Annotated in this window: 16 protein-coding genes and 1 tRNA gene; 4 read left to right on the top strand and 13 right to left on the bottom strand. The window is 73.5% G+C overall.

Features of this window, described 5'->3' with window-relative positions:
* Positions 1–35: 35 nt before the first annotated feature.
* Genes LQ327_RS26495 through argS form a run of 3 tightly spaced genes read right to left on the bottom strand, consistent with a single transcriptional unit; the run spans position 36 to position 4586 of the window.
* The gene (locus LQ327_RS26495; RefSeq protein ID WP_230738820.1) at positions 36–1448 is read right to left on the bottom strand and encodes a homoserine dehydrogenase; all 1413 of its coding nucleotides are present in this window, start codon (positions 1446–1448) and stop codon (positions 36–38) included.
* Positions 1445–2905, bottom strand: a complete 1461-nt coding sequence (gene lysA / locus LQ327_RS26490; RefSeq protein ID WP_230738819.1) for a diaminopimelate decarboxylase — start codon at positions 2903–2905, stop codon at positions 1445–1447. Before lysA ends, LQ327_RS26495 begins: the two co-directional genes overlap by 4 nt.
* A gap of 28 nt (positions 2906–2933) precedes the next feature.
* Positions 2934–4586: an arginine--tRNA ligase gene (argS, locus tag LQ327_RS26485; RefSeq protein ID WP_230738818.1), complete on the bottom strand. Its 1653-nt coding sequence runs from the start codon at positions 4584–4586 to the stop codon at positions 2934–2936.
* A 294-nt stretch (positions 4587–4880) separates the two neighbouring features.
* Here argS and LQ327_RS26480 point away from each other — a divergent pair, with 294 nt between their 5' ends.
* The 4 genes from LQ327_RS26480 to LQ327_RS26465 all read left to right on the top strand — a co-directional run bounded on the left by LQ327_RS26480 (position 4881) and on the right by LQ327_RS26465 (position 7046).
* Positions 4881–5558: a thioredoxin-like domain-containing protein gene (locus LQ327_RS26480; RefSeq protein WP_230738817.1), complete on the top strand. Its 678-nt coding sequence runs from the start codon at positions 4881–4883 to the stop codon at positions 5556–5558.
* Positions 5559–5593: 35 nt separating this feature from the next.
* Positions 5594–6250, top strand: coding sequence for a DUF305 domain-containing protein (locus LQ327_RS26475; protein ID WP_230738816.1), 657 nt, complete (start codon positions 5594–5596; stop codon positions 6248–6250).
* 123 nt (positions 6251–6373) lie between these two features.
* Positions 6374–6448 (top strand) — tRNA-Arg (locus LQ327_RS26470).
* 364 nt (positions 6449–6812) lie between these two features.
* The gene (locus LQ327_RS26465) at positions 6813–7046 is read left to right on the top strand and encodes a hypothetical protein (RefSeq protein WP_230738815.1); all 234 of its coding nucleotides are present in this window, start codon (positions 6813–6815) and stop codon (positions 7044–7046) included.
* A 34-nt stretch (positions 7047–7080) separates the two neighbouring features.
* Here the strand turns inward: LQ327_RS26465 and LQ327_RS26460 are convergent, their stop codons facing one another.
* The 10 genes from LQ327_RS26460 to LQ327_RS26415 form a co-directional block, all read right to left on the bottom strand.
* Positions 7081–7896 carry a DUF4386 domain-containing protein gene (locus tag LQ327_RS26460; protein ID WP_230738814.1) on the bottom strand — a complete coding sequence of 272 codons (816 nt, stop codon included), beginning with the start codon at positions 7894–7896 and terminating at the stop codon, positions 7081–7083.
* Positions 7897–8016: 120 nt separating this feature from the next.
* Complete coding sequence (locus LQ327_RS26455; RefSeq protein ID WP_230738813.1) at positions 8017–8664, bottom strand: hypothetical protein; 648 nt, start codon at positions 8662–8664, stop codon at positions 8017–8019.
* A 3-nt stretch (positions 8665–8667) separates the two neighbouring features.
* Positions 8668–9672, bottom strand: a complete 1005-nt coding sequence (locus LQ327_RS26450) for a R2-like ligand-binding oxidase (RefSeq protein WP_230738812.1) — start codon at positions 9670–9672, stop codon at positions 8668–8670.
* A 139-nt stretch (positions 9673–9811) separates the two neighbouring features.
* The gene (locus LQ327_RS26445; RefSeq protein WP_230738811.1) at positions 9812–10828 is read right to left on the bottom strand and encodes a D-alanine--D-alanine ligase family protein; all 1017 of its coding nucleotides are present in this window, start codon (positions 10826–10828) and stop codon (positions 9812–9814) included.
* Positions 10829–10830: 2 nt separating this feature from the next.
* On the bottom strand, positions 10831–12147 hold the full coding sequence (locus LQ327_RS26440; RefSeq protein WP_230738810.1) for an ATP-grasp domain-containing protein: 1317 nt from the start codon (positions 12145–12147) through the stop codon (positions 10831–10833).
* Complete coding sequence (locus LQ327_RS26435) at positions 12144–12920, bottom strand: TauD/TfdA dioxygenase family protein (protein WP_230738809.1); 777 nt, start codon at positions 12918–12920, stop codon at positions 12144–12146. The genes LQ327_RS26440 and LQ327_RS26435 overlap by 4 nt, the downstream gene beginning before the upstream one ends.
* Positions 12917–13741 carry an O-methyltransferase gene (locus LQ327_RS26430; protein ID WP_230738808.1) on the bottom strand — a complete coding sequence of 275 codons (825 nt, stop codon included), beginning with the start codon at positions 13739–13741 and terminating at the stop codon, positions 12917–12919. The genes LQ327_RS26435 and LQ327_RS26430 overlap by 4 nt, the downstream gene beginning before the upstream one ends.
* Entirely contained in the window at positions 13738–14964 is a 1227-nt protein-coding gene (locus tag LQ327_RS26425; protein WP_230738807.1) for a sedoheptulose 7-phosphate cyclase, read from the bottom strand. The genes LQ327_RS26430 and LQ327_RS26425 overlap by 4 nt, the downstream gene beginning before the upstream one ends.
* 29 nt (positions 14965–14993) lie before the next feature.
* The gene (locus LQ327_RS26420; protein ID WP_230738806.1) at positions 14994–15665 is read right to left on the bottom strand and encodes an HAD family hydrolase; all 672 of its coding nucleotides are present in this window, start codon (positions 15663–15665) and stop codon (positions 14994–14996) included.
* Positions 15666–15703: 38 nt separating this feature from the next.
* Positions 15704–16390: a DUF4383 domain-containing protein gene (locus LQ327_RS26415; protein ID WP_230738805.1), complete on the bottom strand. Its 687-nt coding sequence runs from the start codon at positions 16388–16390 to the stop codon at positions 15704–15706.
* Between the last annotated feature and the right edge of the window lie 116 nt (positions 16391–16506).

Genomic DNA, 16506 nt, shown 5'->3' with positions numbered 1-16506 from the left:
CCACTCGACGCGGTGGGCGAGCAGGGCGGCGGGGGTCACTGGGCTCCTCCGAGAGCATGGACGGGGCGGCCGAGACCTTCCACGCGCAGCACGCTGGCGACACCGCGGACGGAGTCCAGCCCGGACAGCGCGTCGACGGTGGCCCGCAGGGCCGCGTCGGGGGCCTCGTGGGTCACGACGACCAGTGTGGCGTCCGTCCCCGCGTCGCCGCCATGACCCGCGTCATCCGCGTCCGGGCTCTCGGCCTCGCGACCGCCCTCCTGCTTGACGGTGGCGATGCTGACGCCGTGCTCGGCGAACACCGAGGCCACCGCGGCGAGCACACCCGCGCGGTCGTGGACGTCGACGTTGACGTGATAGCGCGTGCGGACCTCGCCCATCGGCTGCACCGACAGGTGCGCGTAGGCGGTGTCGCGGGGCCCGCGGCCGCCGATGACCCGGTTGCGCGCGGCCGCGACGAGGTCACCGAGCACGGCGCTCGCGGTCTGCGGGCCGCCCGCGCCCTGGCCGTAGAACATCAGCGGCCCGGCGGCGTCGGCCTCGACGAAGACGGCGTTGAACGCGCCGGAGACCGAGGCCAGCGGGTGCGCCTTCGGGATCATCGCCGGGTAGACGCGGGCCGACACCGTACTGCCAGCGTCGCCGTCGACCTGCTCGCAGATGGCCAGCAGCTTCACCGAGCAGCCCAGTGCCTTCGCCGACGCGATGTCGGTCGCGGTGACGTCGCGGATGCCCTCGCGGTGCACGTCGGAGGCGGTCACGCGGGTGTGGAACGCGAGGCTGGCGAGGATCGCGGCCTTGGACGCGGCGTCGTAGCCGTCCACGTCCGCCGTCGGGTCGGCCTCGGCGTAGCCCAGCCGCCCCGCCTCCTCGAGCGCGTCGGCGTAGCCCGCGCCGGTGGACTCCATCGCCGAGAGGATGAAGTTCGTCGTGCCGTTGACGATGCCGGCGACGCGGCGGATCCGGTCGCCGGCCAGCGACTGCTGGATCGGGCGCAGCAGCGGGATGGCGCCGGCGACGGAGGCCTCGTAGTAGAGGTCGGCGCCGGACTCGCGGGCCGCCGTCGCGAGCGCCTCGCCCTCCTCGGCGAGCAGCGCCTTGTTCGCGCTGACCACCGACCGGTCGTTCTTCAGGGCGTCGAGCAGCAGATCCCGCGCCGGCTCGATGCCGCCCATGAGCTCGACGACGACGTCGACATCCGGGCGCGCGACGAGCCCGGCGGCGTCCGTGGTGAGCAGTTCGGCGGGCACGTCGGGGTGGCGCTGCGGGCGGCGGACCGCGATCCCGGCGAGCTCGATCGGGGCACCGACCCGGGCGGCGAGCTCCTCGGACTGCTCGCGGAGAAGCCGCACCACCTGCGTGCCGACCACCCCGCAGCCGAGCAGCGCGACCTTGACCGAGTCGATGGTCCGGCTCCGCTCCGCTACGCGTCCCGCGTCCTTGCTCACAGCACCTCCAGGCGCGCCAGGTCGTCGAGGGTCTCCCGCCGCAGCATGGTGCGGTCGGCACCGTCGGCCACGGCGACGACGGCGGGGCGCGGCACCTTGTTGTAGGCGCTGGCCATGGCGTAGCAGTACGCGCCGGTCGCGGCCACGGCGACGAGGTCGCCGGGCGCGAGGTCGGCGGGCAGCCAGCAGTCCCGGACGACGACGTCGCCGGACTCGCAGTGCCGCCCGACCACCCGGCACAGGGTCGGGACGCCGCCGCCGGGGTTGCCCGCCCCCGCGGTCTCGGCGGGAACGGCCGACCGCGAGACCAGCCGGCAGTCGTAGGCCGCGTCGTAGAGCGCGGTGCGGATGTTGTCGCTCATCCCGCCGTCGACGCTGACGTAGCGCCGCCGCGCTCCCCCGCCGAGCTCGACGTCCTTGATCGTCCCGACGGTGTAGAGGGTCACCGTGCCGGGCCCGGCGATCGCCCGGCCGGGCTCGACGGCGATCCGCGGCACCGGGATGCCCGCCCGCTCGCACTCCCGGTCGACGATCGCGCGCAGCTCCCCCGCCAGCCACGACGCGGAGCGCGGGTGGTCGGCGGTGGTGTAGGCGATGCCCATCCCGCCGCCGAGGTCGATGAGGCCGGAGGCGGTGTCGGCGCGCTCGCCGTGCTCGGCGCGGATCTCCGCGAGCAGCCCGACCACCCGGCGCGCGGCCAGCTCGAAGCCGCCCGAGTCGAAGATCTGCGAGCCGATGTGGCTGTGCAGCCCGACCAGGCGCAGGTTCGCCGACTTCAGCACGCGGCGCACCGCCTCGGCGGCGTCTCCCCCGGCCAGCGAGAACCCGAACTTCTGGTCCTCGTGCGCGGTGGCGATGAACTCGTGGGTGTGGGCCTCGACGCCGACGGTCACGCGGACCATCACCTCGGCCACGATCCCGCGACGACGGGCCGCGTCGTCGAGCCGCGCGACCTCGGCGAACGAGTCCAGGACGATCTTGCCGACGCCGGCGTCGAGGGCGGCCTCCAGCTCGGCGGGCGACTTGTTGTTGCCGTGCATCGCGATCCGCCCGCCCGGGAAGCCGGCCCGGACCGCCGTCGCGAGCTCGCCGTCGCTGCACACGTCGAGCCCGAGGCCCTCGTCGGCGACCCAGCGGGCCACCTCGGTGCACAGGAAGGCCTTCGAGGCGTAGTGCACGAGCTCCGGGTCGCCGAAGGCCTCGGCGTGGTCGCGGCACCGTGAGCGGAAGTCGGCCTCGTCGACGACGAACAGCGGGGTGCCGTGGCGTTCGGCGAGGTCCCGGACGTCGACGCCGGCCAGCCGCACGACGCCGTCGTCGCCGCGGACGGCGTGACGGGGCCACACGGCGGCGGGCAGCGCGTCGAGGGCGGTGCCGTCGTGCGGGACCGGGCCGGGGGCGTCGTGCGCGGGCAGGACGTCGGCATGGCGGGGCCCGGCGGGATGGGCGCGCGTCATTGGGAGATCAACTCACATCGGGGTTCGATCACATACGGCTGGGGGCGGAGACGCCGAGCAGGCCCAGGCCCGACGCGAGCACGGAGCGGGTCGCGCCGCAGAGCGCCAGGCGGGCCGTGTTGACGGGTCCCGGCTGCTCGTCACCCTGGGGCAGGACCCGGCAGGTGTCGTAGAAGCGGTGGTAGGCGCCGGCGAGCTCCTCGAGGTAGCGCGCGACCCGGTGCGGCTCGCGCAGCGCCGCGGCCGAGGACAGCACCCGCGGGAACTCGCCGAGCGTGCGGATGAGGTCGCCCTCGCGGGGCTCGACGAGCAGGCTCAGGTCCGGGTCCGCGGCGGTGACGCCGAGGTCGGTGGCGTTGCGGGCCAGCGCGCAGAGCCGGGCGTGCGCGTACTGGACGTAGAAGACCGGGTTCTCGTTGGTGCGCTTGCTGATGAGGTCCAGGTCGATGTCGAGCACCTGGTCGACGCTCGAGCGCGTCAGCGTGTAGCGGGCGGCGTCCACGCCCACCGCGTCGACGAGGTCCTCGAGCGTGATGATCGTGCCGGCGCGCTTGGACATCTTCACCGGCTCGCCGTCGCGCAGCAGGTTCACCAGCTGGCCGATGAGGACCTCGACGGTGTCGGGCGGGTCCCCGAAGGCCGCCGCGACCGCCTTGAGCCGGTGGATGTAGCCGTGGTGGTCGGCGCCGAGCATGTAGATCGTCAGGTCGGCGCCGCGCGCCCGCTTGTCGCGGTAGTAGGCGATGTCGCCCGCGATGTAGGCCGGGTTGCCGTCGGACTTGATGACGACGCGGTCCTTGTCGTCGCCGTGGTCGGTGGAGCGCAGCCACCACGCGCCCTCGGCGTAGTAGAGGGCGTCGTCGTCCTTGAGCTTCTGCACCGAGGTCCCGACCGCGCCCGAGGCGTGCAGCGCGGCCTCGGAGGACCAGACGTCGAAGTGGGTGCCGAACGCCTCCAGCGACTCCCGCATCTCCCCGAGCATCACCGCGACGCCGAGGCGCTTGAAGGCGGCGACCTGCTCCTCGCGGGGCTGGTCGAGCAGACCGGGCTCGAGCTCGACGACCCGCTGCGCGACCTCGGCGACGTAGGCCCCGCCGTAGCCGTTCTCCGGGACCTCCTCGCCGTGCGCGGCGGCGGCCAGCGACTCCGCGAACCGGTCGATCTGGGCGCCGGCGTCGTTGACGTAGTACTCGCGGACCACCGCGGCGCCCTGCGCCTCCAGCACGCGGCCGAGCGCGTCCCCGACGGCGGCCCACCGGGTGCCGCCGAGGTGGATCGGACCGGTCGGGTTCGCGGAGACGAACTCGAGGTTGATCGTCGTCCCGGTCAGCGCGTCGGTGTGTCCGTAGGCCTCCCCCTGCGCGAGGATCTCGGCGACGATCCCCGCCTGCGCGTCGGCGGCCAGGCGCAGGTTGAGGAAGCCCGGACCCGCGACCTCGGCGCTCGCGATCGCGCTGGTGTCGGAGAGCTTGGTGGCCAGCCAGTCGGCGAGGTCGGCCGGCTTGACGCCCGCCTTCTTGGCGCTGCGCAGCGCGAGGTTGGTCGCGTAGTCCCCGTGCTCCGGGTTGCGCGGGCGCTCGACGACGACCTCGTCGGGCAGCGCCGCCGTGTCGAGTCCGCGCTCGGTCAGCACGTCGACGGCGACGGCGTGCAGGAGATCGGCGAGCGCAGCGGGGGTCACGGACGTCGAGTCTAGGGAGCCACGCGGCGCACGTGGGGCGGTGGGCGGACGGCCGTACCCCGTCCAGGGCAGCGACTACTCACGCAGGGCTCATCCCTACACTCCGTGGCCATGGCGAGTGGACGCTCCACCGGTTCCCCCCGGCGGCCTCCGGCAGGTGGGCACCAGCGAAGCAGGAGCGCTCCGCCGCGGGGCCGGGGTGCTCCGCCCGGCCGGTCCCGGCCGCCGCAGCGCGGGAAGAACCCGGTCACCGGCGCGCGCCGGCGGGCACCGTCGGGAGGCGGTCAGCGCCAGGTGCCGTGGCTGCTGATCGGCGCGATCGTCGTCGTGCTCGCCCTGGTCGGCGGGATCGGCTACTTCCTGCTCGCCCGGAACTCCACGGTGAGCCCGTGGCGGCCGTCCGACGACAACAAGGACCCGTCGCTGGCGATCCCCGGCATCGCGACCACGAAGTACGAGGGCCAGCACCACGTCACGCCGCAGCAGCGCGTCGCCTACGACAGGACGCCGCCCTACGGCGGTCCGCACGACGGCTACTGGGCCGCCTGCAACGGGCAGGTCTACCCGCGGGCCGTGCGCAACGAGAACATGGTGCACGGGCTCGAGCACGGCGCCGTCTGGATCGCCTACGACCCGACGCGGATCTCCGGCGCCGCCCTGGACGGACTCACGGCCAAGGTCCGCGGGCAGAACCAGATGATGATCTCGCCGTACCCAGGGCTGGACCAGCCGATCTCGCTGCAGTCCTGGGGCCACCAGCTCAAGCTCGCCGACCCGAACGACCCGCGCATCGACGAGTTCATCACCTCGCTGCGCGGCAACCCGAACACCTACCCCGAGGTCGGGGCCAGCTGTGACGCCCTCGGGCCCGGCGCCTTCGACCCGCAGAACCCGCCGCCGTTCGACCCGCCGCCCTACCCGAAGAACGCACTGCCGATGACCTACCAGGGCAGCTCGGGCGGGACCGGGTGAGTGCGTCGGTGAGCTCCCCGCCGGAGCCTCCCGACGTGGACGACTTCGAGGACGACGGGGGTGGCTGGTGGTCGCGCAGTCCCGGGTGGGCCCGCGGCGTCGTCGTCGGGGGCGTGGTGCTCGTGCTGCTGCTGGTCGGCGCGCTCGGCGGGCTGGTGCTCGGGCAGCGCACCGCCCCGTCGTACGGGCCGCCGCCGGGCGCGGTGGACGTCGCGTTCCTGCAGGACATGGCGGTGCACCACAACCAGGCCGTGCAGATGGCGGTGTGGGAGCGCAACAACACCACCGACCCGGCGCTGCGCCAGCTGGCGTTCGACATCGAGTCCACCCAGAACCAGCAGATCGGGATGATGCAGGGCTGGTTGCGGCTCTGGGAGCAGCCGACCGAGGCCCAGCCCGGCCAGTACATGGCCTGGATGGGGATGCCGTCCGCGGCGATGCCCGGGATGGCCTCGGACGCGGACCTCGCGCGGTTCACGTCGCAGACCGGCACACCGATGGACGTGGCGTTCCTGCAGCTCATTCTGCGCCACCACCGCGGCGGGCTGTCGATGATGCAGGAGGAGGCGGACCGCGGCTCGGTGTCCGTGGTCACCCAGCTCGCGCGGTCGATGGTCGCCTCGCAGACCGCGGAGGCCGACACGATGACGCAGATGCTCGCGGCGCGCGGGGCGGCTCCGTTGCGGTCGTGAGTCGGGTACCGCGCGCCGCCGGCGATGGTCCGTTGCTGACATCAGAGGTCACGATGAACCCTTCCTGACATGGCCCCGGCGTCCGGACGATCACGGGCGATGCGCTAGGCTCGTCGCCGGTACGCCCCCGTAGCTCAGGGGATAGAGCACCGCCCTCCGGAGGCGGGAGCGCAGGTTCGAATCCTGCCGGGGGCACCACCCGCTCATCAGCGGACACCTCGGGCCGCAGCTTCCCACGCCGCGCGGCCCTGACGGTCGGACGCAGGCTCTCGCCGCGCAGGACGGTGTCCTCCTCGTCGCCGTCGCGCTACGCCGTCCGGTCCCGGTCGCGTGCGGGGTCATCGGGAACCGTGAGGGGGCGGTCCGATGCGACAGCGCGGCCGGCAGGCGCGGCGTCCGCGCGCGCCGCACCCGCGCGCGAACCGGTCCGCCGCCCCCGACTGCCCCCAGCTGACCTACGACGACGAGCAGGACCCGCCCGGCATCCCGCGCGGTCCGCCCGAGACACCCCGCGGTCGCCGACGCGCTGCTCGTCCCGGCGCTGAAGACCGGGTCGGTGTTCGTGTTCACGCTGACCGGCGACGGCGGCTCGGTGCGGGGCGACGCGGGCCGGCTCTTCCGCACCCGCAACCGCTACCGCGACGTCGCCCTCAGCCCCGACCACACCCGCCTCTACGTCGCCACCGACAGCGACGGGCGCGCCGGACCGCAGTCCGGCTCGCGCACCGGCACCCTCGACAACCCGGGCGGCGTGCTCGAGTTCCCGCTCACCGGCCTCACGACCGCTTCCCGATGACCCCCGGGGTGGTCGCAGTGCGGGACGCCCCGGACTAGACCGCTGTACGGGACTCCCGGGTTCCTGGCGTGCCGGTCCCCCCGACGACGGGCGACGGCGTGAATCCCCGAGCGACGAGCCAGACGCCCAGCGACAGTTCCCAGACGGCGATGGGAACGGTCGTGACGGCCGGCAACACCGAGAACTGGTCGACGATTCCGAGGATCGCCGCAACCTTGGCGGCCAGGAAGAATGGCGCTCCGATCAACCCGATCATGGGGATCATCCGCGGCACGAGCCGGGATCGGTAGAGCAAGGTGCCCAGGAGCAGTGCATTCACTCCCGGAATCAGCCCCTGCCCGAGCAGGAACGCCTCGTCGTAGATCGCGACGAGGGATTTTCCGACCGCCACGAGCGCGACCGGGTCGGCTCCGGCCGATGCCCGCCGCACGGTGACGATCGCGAACAGGCTGACCACTCCGACGAAGATCGTGGCGGCCTCCAGGACGCGGGCGGCCACGAACCCGAGCGCCAGGGCCTCGTTCTGCCGCTTGACCACCGGGAAGAGGGTCACCGCCGTGCCGATGCACGCGAGGGCCACGACGATCTCGAGCAGGCCGCCCCGGAGCGCTCCCCCGTCGGGCCCCGGACCGACGATGTAGCCGACACCGTGGATCGGGCCGTACAGAACGAGCGTCGGCACCGACACGAATGTCAGGAGATAGCAGAGGCCCGCGACGAGGGCGGTCTTCCGCAGCGACGTCATGTCGAGAATCCCCCTGTCGACGCGTTCCGCCGCGCCGAGAACAGGCTGGCCTTGCCCGACGGATCGGCTCGACTTTACGCGCGGCCACCGGATCCGGGAACGCATTCGTCCGTGACTTCGCCCGGTGCCTTTTCGGCTACCGCGCGTCGGATTCGAAGGGGCGCGTCGGAATGGGGCGCGACCGTCCGGCTCGACGGGACTGCCCCGAGCGTCGTCACCGGCCGCTCAGCGCAGGGCCGGTGCCTCGCGCCCGTCCGGGGCGTGCGCCACCAGTTCGGCGTGGGCCCGCTCGGCGGCCTCCGCCGGGTTCTCGCGCAGCGCGCCGACGACGGCGTCGACGCCCCCGGACCACGCCATCCGGGCCGCCTTGCGCCGCACCGGCTCGGCGTCGTCGACCAGCAGCAGCGCCAGGTGCTGCGGAGTCCGGGCGTCCGTGCTGCCGATCAGGTCCAGCGCCTCGGCCCGCACCCGCGGCAGCGGATGCGCCAGGTAGCCGCGGATCATCAGCGCGCGCCGCCGGGGCTGGGACGCGGTCTCCCAGTCCTGCAGGGCGTCCGCGGCGCCGGGGGCGGTCAGGTCGAACGGCGGGGTGGGGGCGGCCACGGCAAACGTCAGATCCCCGGGCTGCGGCTCCGCCGTGAGCAGCAGGACGCCGTCGGTTCCGAGCGCCCCGAACCGGTCGGGGACCGAGATCGTCCCGACGGCGAGGTCGGCACGGTCCGCGGCGTTCGCGACCCGTCGTCGGGCCGCCGCGCCCCGCCTGGCGCGCCGCGCGCCGCCCTCCCGCATCCGCTGGATCATCCAGATCAGGGCCGTGCCGAGGACGAGGACGGCGATCGCGGCCCCGAGCAGGACCAGGTATCTCGCTGTCACACCTCAGGCCTGGGCGATCGCGGGGGCGTCGTCGGAGGCCGCCACCTGCTGCAGCGCGGCCTGGTCCTCGGCGTGGAAGGTCTCCTCGAGGCGCTCGGGGTCGGCGTCGGTGTCGATGCTGAGCAGGTCGGCGCCCCGGGCGGACTCGATCGTGCCCAGGCGCCGGTTCAACCGGTCGGCCGCGTACTCGGTCATCTCGTCGACGCTGATGCCGAACGGCGGGTTCTCGTCACCGAAGTGGTCGAAGGTGTTCGCGATGACGCCGACCGCGGGCGCGAAGAGCTCCTCGAGGCGGTCGTTGACCACCGTCCACAGCGCGTCGTCGGCGGCGACGTGGCGACGGCAGGTGAACGTGCCCCAGGCCATGTGCCGGCGCTCGTCGTCGCCGATCAGCTTCACCACCCGCTGCATCCCGGGGAGGATCCCGCGCGAGGCGCAGACCTGGCTCCACCCGAAGTAGCCGGTCAGCGCGAGCGCGCCCTCGACGACGTGGTTGTAGGTGACCGACGCCCGGACCTGGTTGGCGGGCGACGGGTCGTCGTGCAGCGCGTGCAGGCAGGCCGGCAGTTCCTGGGCGAAGATCTGGGTGTAGGCGTCGTTGAAGTCGACGAACTCGTGCAGGTCGTCGGTCATGCCCACGGCGTCGAACCAGCGCCGGAACGACTCGGTGTGCTTGGCCTCCTCGTACAGGAACTGGGTCAGGTACATCTCGTCGGCGAGCCGCCCCTCGGCGGCCATCGCGGCGATGAAGGGCTGCAGGTCCTGGGTCACCGACTCCTCGCCGGCCAGGAACTGGGCGGCGAGCGCCGAGGTGAGCCAGCGCTCCTCGTCGGTCATCGCCGCCACGTCGCGCGCGTCCTGCGAGAAGTCGATGTCCGCGGGGTTCCAGTGCCGCGCGTTGCCCTTGGTGAACAGGCGCATCGGGAACGACTCGAACGAGAGCCGCCCGGCCTCGAGGCTGGCGTAGCCGGTGCGCTGCCCGTGCGCGATGCTGCGTGTGCTGCTCACTTCGATCCGCTCCGTCCCCTCGAGGCCGGCCTGACTGGCCTGGACCGCCGCCACGGTGGCACGGATCACCGTCGGGGACTCGGGGACATGCCTCCTTCGGGGGCGCAAGACACCACCACGGTGAGCCCGGCCCGCCTCGTCAGCGCCCCCGGTCCGCCGCGCGCCCGAGCATCTCGGCGAACAGTTCGCCGAGCGGGACGCCGGCCCGCTCCGCCATCGCGACGATCACGCTCGTGGGGGCGAAGGAGCAGTACAGGCCGGCCTCGAGGAACCACGGGCGGCCCGCGGGGTCGACGCGGAAGTCGAAGAGCCCGTAGTCGCGGCACCCCAGGGCCGCGTGGCAGCGGCGGGCGGCCTCGTGCACCGGACCGACCACGGGGTCGTCGGGAGAGACCGCCCACGCCCGGTCCGCGCCCTTCGCGACCAGGCCGAGCCCGCCGTCGTCGTCGCGGGCCAGCTTGTCCGCCGGCAACCGGACCGGCGCCGCGTCCTCGTCGACCGGGTACTCCTCGAGCGGCAGGCACACGAGCTCCCCCCGGTGCTCGATCACGCCGCACCGCACCTCGCGCCCCGCCGGGACGTAGGTCTCGACGAGCGCCGCGCCGGAATGCCCGAGCGCCGCCCCGAGGGCCGGGCCGTACTGCTCGGGGCGGCGCACCAGCGTGACGCCGAGCGAGTTGTCGGAGTCCGCGGGCTTGACCACCACCGGCAGCTCCGGCACCGCGCCGGGCGACGCGGAGGTGACCACCCGGCCGTCGGGCACGTCGACCCCGCCGTGCGCGACGAGTGCCCGCGCCCGCGGCTTGTCGGCGCCGAGCGCCATGACCTCGGGCGGGTTGCCGACGACCGGGACGCCGAGCACGTCGAACAGCGCGCGGTAGGACGTCATCCCGGGCAGGCAGAACATCTGGGGGATGACGACGTCGGGCGGGAGTTCCCGGATCCGCGCCAGCGCGGCCGGCAGATCGAGGGCCGGGGCGGCCGTGTCCACCGTGGTGGGGAACCGCCAGCACCCGTCGGGCGAGACGTGGGCGATCACCGGCTCGTACCGGTCCGGGTCGGCGGTGGCGGCCAGGCAGCCGCGGGCGTAGAGCCGGGAGAGCTCGGCGAGGAACTCGCTGGTCGGGGACCCGACGAGGTGCAGGACGCGTAGCACGGTCAGTCCCCGGCCGGTTCGACGAGCTTGCCGATGTTGACGTCGATCCGGACCCAGTCCCGCCCGGCGAGCAGGCTCGACCACAGCAGCGCCGGGATCTGCAGGTGGTGGACCAGCAGGAACGGCAGCGGGTCGTCGAGGTCGAAGATCGCGTCCGTACCGCGCAGGACCACCCGGAGCCGCTCGAGGGCCGTCGCCGGCCGCGACACCATCCGCCAGAGCTCCTGGTAGAGCCAGTAGGTGGGCCGGGCGGTCGGGCTCGGCCGCAGGGTCGCGACGTCGTCGTCGAGGTACGCCGCCGCGAGAGCCTCGGGCCGGTCGTGGAACATCGTGATCGCGGAGTGGGTGCGGGGGTTGCACTCGATCGCGACCGGCGCTCCGTCGTCCTCGACGATGACATCGAACGAGTACTGGCCGGTGAGCTTCCGGTCGGCGACGAACCGCGACACCCACTGCTCGATCTCCGGGACGTCGACCGGCGCGTAGTTGAGCTGGAAGGCCGACGACTCGCAGCAGCAGTAGACCTGGAGCCGGCCGTCGCGGGCCGTGCCGTGGGTGCAGTACTCCTGGCCGCGCACGAACGCCTGCAGGATCCACGGCGTCTCCGGCGAGATCGGCCTGGACCGGGCGAACGCGGCGGTCTCGTCCGGTGTCGGACGAGGCAGCGGCGTGAGATCGAGGCGGTTGACCGCGTCGTACGGGATGCTCTTGAGCACGTACCCCGGCCCGCCGGGCGGGAAGTCGAACGCCTCGACCTCGGCCGCGGACGTCACCCGATGCGTGTCCGGCACCGGCAGCCCGCCGGCCTGCGCCGCCGCGGCGAACGCGGCCTTGTCGTCGACGGTGCCGATGGCCTCGGCGTCGCCGTGCAGCACCTCGCAGTACTGCTCGAGCACCGGCTTGGCCAGCGCGTCGTACCAGCTCGACGCCGGGCTGCAGACCGGCACGTAGACGTCGACGCCCTCGTGGCGCACCACCTCCACGAGCGCATCCACGTAGCCGAGGTCGTCGGGGGCGGGCACGACGTGGAACGCGGCGACGGCGCGGGAGAAGCGGTGCCCGGTCAGGCGGTAGCGCGCCGACTCGACCAGCACGACCCGGTGACCGGCCGTGTGGAACGCGCGGGCGAGCGTCAGCGCCTTGGTCATCTTCCCGCCGCTGACCAGCACGGTCCGCGGCCGCTCCGGCGTGTCACGCGGCGGGGCGCCGACCAGGGCCGAGCGGACGAGCGCGGCGCCCGTGACGGCGAGGTTCGCGGGCAGCGCGGCGGCCAGCAGCGCCTGGATCGCCAGGGTCCGGGCGGCGCCGGTCAGGCTCATGACACACCCGGGTAGGTCGCGACCATCCCGCGGTGCATCACCCGGTGCCCCACGACGCCGTCGTGGTCGGCCCTGTGCATGACCGCGCCGTTGTCCCAGATGACGACGTCGCCGGGCCGCCAGGCGTGGCGATGGACGTTGTCGTCGCGGGTGGAGTGCTCGAGCAGCGCGGTGACGGTGTCGGCGGCCTCCTCCTCGCCCATCCCGCTGACCGCGGCGCAGCGCTTCGGCGCGTCGAGGTAGAGCGCGACCCGCCCGGACACCGGGTGGGGGCGCAGCACCGGGTGGTCGGCGGCGGCCTCGTCGTCGGGACCGAGGTCGAGGCCGGTGACGACGTGGCACAGCGTGCGGCCCTGCACCCGCTGCCGGAGCTCGTCGGGCAGCGTGTCGTGGGCCCGGAACTGGTTGCTGAACAGCGTCCGGCCGCCCTGCTCGGGGACCTCCACGGCCCGCAGCGCGGTGTAGGCGGGGGGTCGGGCCACGTACCCGGTGTCGATGTGGAAGGTGCTGCGGGGCGGCTCGGTACGGCCCACGTTGGAGACGACGTTCAGGTCGGGGTGTCCCGCCAGCGGCGCCTCGCCGGTGGTGAACGCCAGGTCCCCGAAGCTGCGCAGGAACGCCGTGAAGCGCTCGTCGTCGACGTCGCCCTGGTCGGGGAGCACGAGGACGCCGTGCTCGGCGAGCAGGTCGCGCAGGGCCGTGACGTCGTCGAGCGGACCGACCGCGAGGCCGGTGATCTCGGCGCCGACGGGTGCCAGTGCCTCGATGTTCATCGGTCCTCCTCGACGCGGCGGATCAGCGTCATGCCGTCCCGCAGCGGGACGAGGACCTGCTCGACCCGCGGGTCGGCGGCGACGGCGTCGTTGAACGCGGCGATCGCGGCGCCGTTGGCGGTCGGTGCGCCCGCGCCGTACGCCCGGCCCTGCATGAGGGTGTTGTCGACGACGACGAGGCCGCGCGGGCCGAGCAACCCGCCGTCGAGCAGGGCCGTGAGGTAGTCGGCGTAGCCGGCCTTGTCGGCGTCGACGAACACCAGGTCGAAGGACTCCCCGGCGAGCGCGCGCAGCGTGTCGGCGGCCGGGCCGACCCGGACGTCGATCCGGCCACCGGCGGGCGAGCCCGCGAAGCACTCCCGGGCGAGGGCGGCCACGTCGGCGTCGACCTCGCAGGCGACGACCCGGCCGTCGTCGCCGACCGCCTCGGCCATCGCCAGCGCCGAGTAGCCGGTGAACATGCCGATCTCGAGGACGGAGCGCGCCCGCGTCGCGTGGACCAGCGTGCGCAGCAGCTGTCCCTCGACGTGGCCGGAGAGCATCTCCTGCTCGAGCCCGGTCCCACCGGAGTGCGTGCGCCAGTCGTGCTCGACGGTCCGCCGGGCGAGCGCGGCCAACCCCGTCGACTCCGGGGTGGTGCACCGCTCGAGGTAGGGATCGAGCCCGACGGCGAGATCCCGCGCCTCGCGCAGCCGGTCGAGTCCGTCGGCGTCGAGCGCCCCTCGCTGCGCCCGGTCGAGCACGTCGTCGAGGGCGGCGGCGAGGATCCCGACCGGGGTGACCGGGCGCGGCGCCCCCGGTGCGGTGGCGGCCGGGGTCACGAGGCCGTCACCTCCTCCGGCACGACGAACATGTCCTCGCCGTGGCCGCCACGCGGGTAGCCCGCGGCGAGCTCGTGGTGGGCGTCGAGCGTCGCGGCGAGCTCGTCGGCGGTGAGGTCGTTGACGAAGAAGCAGGTCCCGATCGGGCGCGGAACGGCGGCGCGCAGCTGCCCGTTGCGGGTCTGCACGATCGAGTCCGTGGCCTTCGCGAGCAGCTCGGGCGTGAGGTACGGGCTGTCGAGCGTGAGCCCGATCCGGCTCATCAGCCAGAAGATCCGGTCCCGTTCCCCGGCCGAGATGTAGCCCCGCCGCTCGGCGAGCGTCGTCGAGAACGCCATGTCGACCGCGATCGCGTGGCCGTGGAAGTACGGCCGCTCCGGGGTGAGCTCGAGGGTGGGGCTCCAGGTGTGCCCGAAGGCGATGACGCGGTCGAGGTCGAGCTCCTGCAGGTTCGGGACCTCGAGCTCGAGCATGGTGCGGATGGCGTCGTAGGTGAGCCGGTGCGCGGTCCCGCGCAGCTCGGGTGACCCGTCGAGATGACCGAACCGCGTCGTCAGCAGGTCCTCGCCGTACTTCTCTAGCGTCTCGAAGATGTCGGCGTTCCCGACCGTCGCGATCTTCACGAGCTCGGCCATCCCGTTGCGCACCTGGTCGGCCGGGAGGGTCCGCAGGAACGAGAAGTCGAGGATGACCTGCTGGGAGGCGTGGAACGCCCCGAGGCGGTTCTTGTTCTTCCCGTGGTTGACCGCGACCTTGATCGCGACGCTGGCGTCGATCAGGCCGATCAGCGTCGTCGGGATGCGGATGTAGTTGGTCGCGCGCCGGAACATCGAGCACGCCGTGCCGGTGACGTCGGTGATGAGCCCGCCCCCGACGACGAGCACCGGCTCGGTGCGCACCAGCCCGAAGTCGCCGAACGCGTCGACGATGCTCTCGACGGTGCGCATGGTCTTGTCGGGCTCGCGGATGGTGAGCGGGAACAGCGTCAGCGCGAGCCCGTGGTGGTCGAAGTAGGCCTGCATCTGCTCGCCGTGGAGCTCGTGCACGGCGCTGTCGATCACCGCCAGGCAGCGCCCGTACGGGCGGTAGGCCTCGGCGAGCTCGGGGTTCTCCGGCGCGAAGACCCCGTCGACGTAGCGCAGCGAATAGTCGATCTTCTCGTACGCCTCGACGTGGAAGGCGGTGTCGGTCGCGGTCAGCGTCGGCTCGGGTGGGGCGGCCATGGCGGGGCTCCTGTCCAGGTCGAGCGGGGTCAGCGGTTTCCGGCCAGGGAGCGGAGCTCGCCCAGGTCGAGCGCCTCGACGCGGCCGGTGACGCCCGCGAACTCCAGGTCGGCGGTGTTCTCGTTCGGGAACGCGACGCACGGGACGCCCGCGGCGGCGGCCGCGTGGGCGCCGCCGGGGTTGTCCTCGACGGCCAGGCACCGCGAGGCGTCGAGCCCGAGCTCACGCAGCGCCACCGTGTAGGCGGCGGGGTCCGGCTTGGTGCGCTCGACCCGCGAGGAGTCGACGACGACGTCCCACGCGTTCGCGTCGATGTCACCGGAGACCGCGTCGAGCAGCGCGGCGACGTTCTCCTTCGAGGTCGACGTCACGAGGCCGACCCGCAGGCCGGCGTCCCGCGCGGCCCGGACCGTCTCGGCGACGCCGGGCCGGGGACGGACGTCCGCGGACGCCAGCCGTCGCTGGAAGATCGTCGACTTCGTCGCGTGGACCGCGTCGGCGTCGACGGGCTCCCCGATCGACCGGGCGTACTCGGCGATCCGGTCGCTGCCGCCGTTGCCCGCGAGCATCGCGCGGTACCGGTCGCGGCTCCACTCCCAGTGCAGGCCGTGCTGCGTGAAGGCCTCGTTGAAGGCCTGTCGTTGCAGCTCGGAGGTGTCGACGACGGTGCTGATGGAACCGAGCAGGATCGCGGAGACCATGGAACCTCTTCCTCTGGTGCGGGTCGGGTGGTGCCGGGTCAGTGCTGGAAGCGCATCCAGGCCTGGCGGCGGTCCTCGTGGGTGCGCAGGTCCCCGATGGCCCGGACCCGCCGGGCCTGGTCGGGGGTGGCGGTGTGCTGCGCGACGGCTTCCTCGGCGACGGCCATGTCGCGGTCGGCGAGCGCCTCCGCGGCCGTCGTCGGGGTCGGCTGCGGGGGTGGCGCGCCGGCGTCGTCGGCGTCCCCGGAGCGGTACGGGTTGTCGGCCGGCGGCCGGCCGCTCAGCCGCCCGTACGCGCCCACGAGGAGCAGCACGAGGCCGGCGCCGATGCTGAAGAAGACGTTGGGCAACCGGAACGCCAGCAGGTTGGCGACGGTGCCGATCAGGGCGAGGTTGACGAACGCCGAGATCAGGAACAGCGCGCCGACGACGATGAGGACGGTCGACGCGGTCCGTCCGCCCCGGATCGCGGCGGCGACGAGGACGACGGCCGTGGCGATCGAGATCGCGGAGAGCAGCCCGTTCGAGGAGAGCCCGAGCACGGGCCGGCCCTCGGTGGAGAAGAACTCCAGGCCGCCGGCCACACCCGCCGTCGCGAACGTGACGAGGACGGCGGCGGCCAGCACGGCGCCGATCCGGTGGACCAGGAGCACCCCCCGACCGGGACTCGGCGCGTGCTCGTGCCGTCCCGGGGGGAACATCCGTCCGAACAGTGTCGTGGGCATGACCGGCCGTCTCCTTCCACGTGCGGGGGCGAACGCCCTGGCCCACGGGTCTGGAGCCGGCATGTCGTCGGGGGGCCCTGACGACCTCCCCTCGCGATCGCGGGCAGGATTGCCGA

The sequence above is a fragment of the Actinomycetospora endophytica genome, from assembly GCF_021026375.1.
GTDB lineage: Bacteria > Actinomycetota > Actinomycetes > Mycobacteriales > Pseudonocardiaceae > Actinomycetospora > Actinomycetospora endophytica.
The sequence above is the reverse complement of the archived record's forward strand: the minus strand, read 5'-3'. Positions and strand labels throughout refer to the sequence as shown.

Bases quoted from the DNA above. Each gene is read 5' to 3' on its own strand.
- lysA (WP_230738819.1), bottom strand. From the start codon at position 2,905: ATGACGCGCGCCCATCCCGCCGGGCCCCGCCATGCCGACGTCCTGCCC.
- LQ327_RS26460 (WP_230738814.1), bottom strand. From the start codon at position 7,896: ATGCGTTCCCGGATCCGGTGGCCGCGCGTAAAGTCGAGCCGATCCGTC.
- LQ327_RS26440 (WP_230738810.1), bottom strand. From the start codon at position 12,147: ATGAGCCTGACCGGCGCCGCCCGGACCCTGGCGATCCAGGCGCTGCTG.
- LQ327_RS26435 (WP_230738809.1), bottom strand. From the start codon at position 12,920: ATGAACATCGAGGCACTGGCACCCGTCGGCGCCGAGATCACCGGCCTC.
- LQ327_RS26425 (WP_230738807.1), bottom strand. From the start codon at position 14,964: ATGGCCGCCCCACCCGAGCCGACGCTGACCGCGACCGACACCGCCTTC.
- LQ327_RS26420 (WP_230738806.1), bottom strand. From the start codon at position 15,665: ATGGTCTCCGCGATCCTGCTCGGTTCCATCAGCACCGTCGTCGACACC.
- LQ327_RS26415 (WP_230738805.1), bottom strand. From the start codon at position 16,390: ATGCCCACGACACTGTTCGGACGGATGTTCCCCCCGGGACGGCACGAG.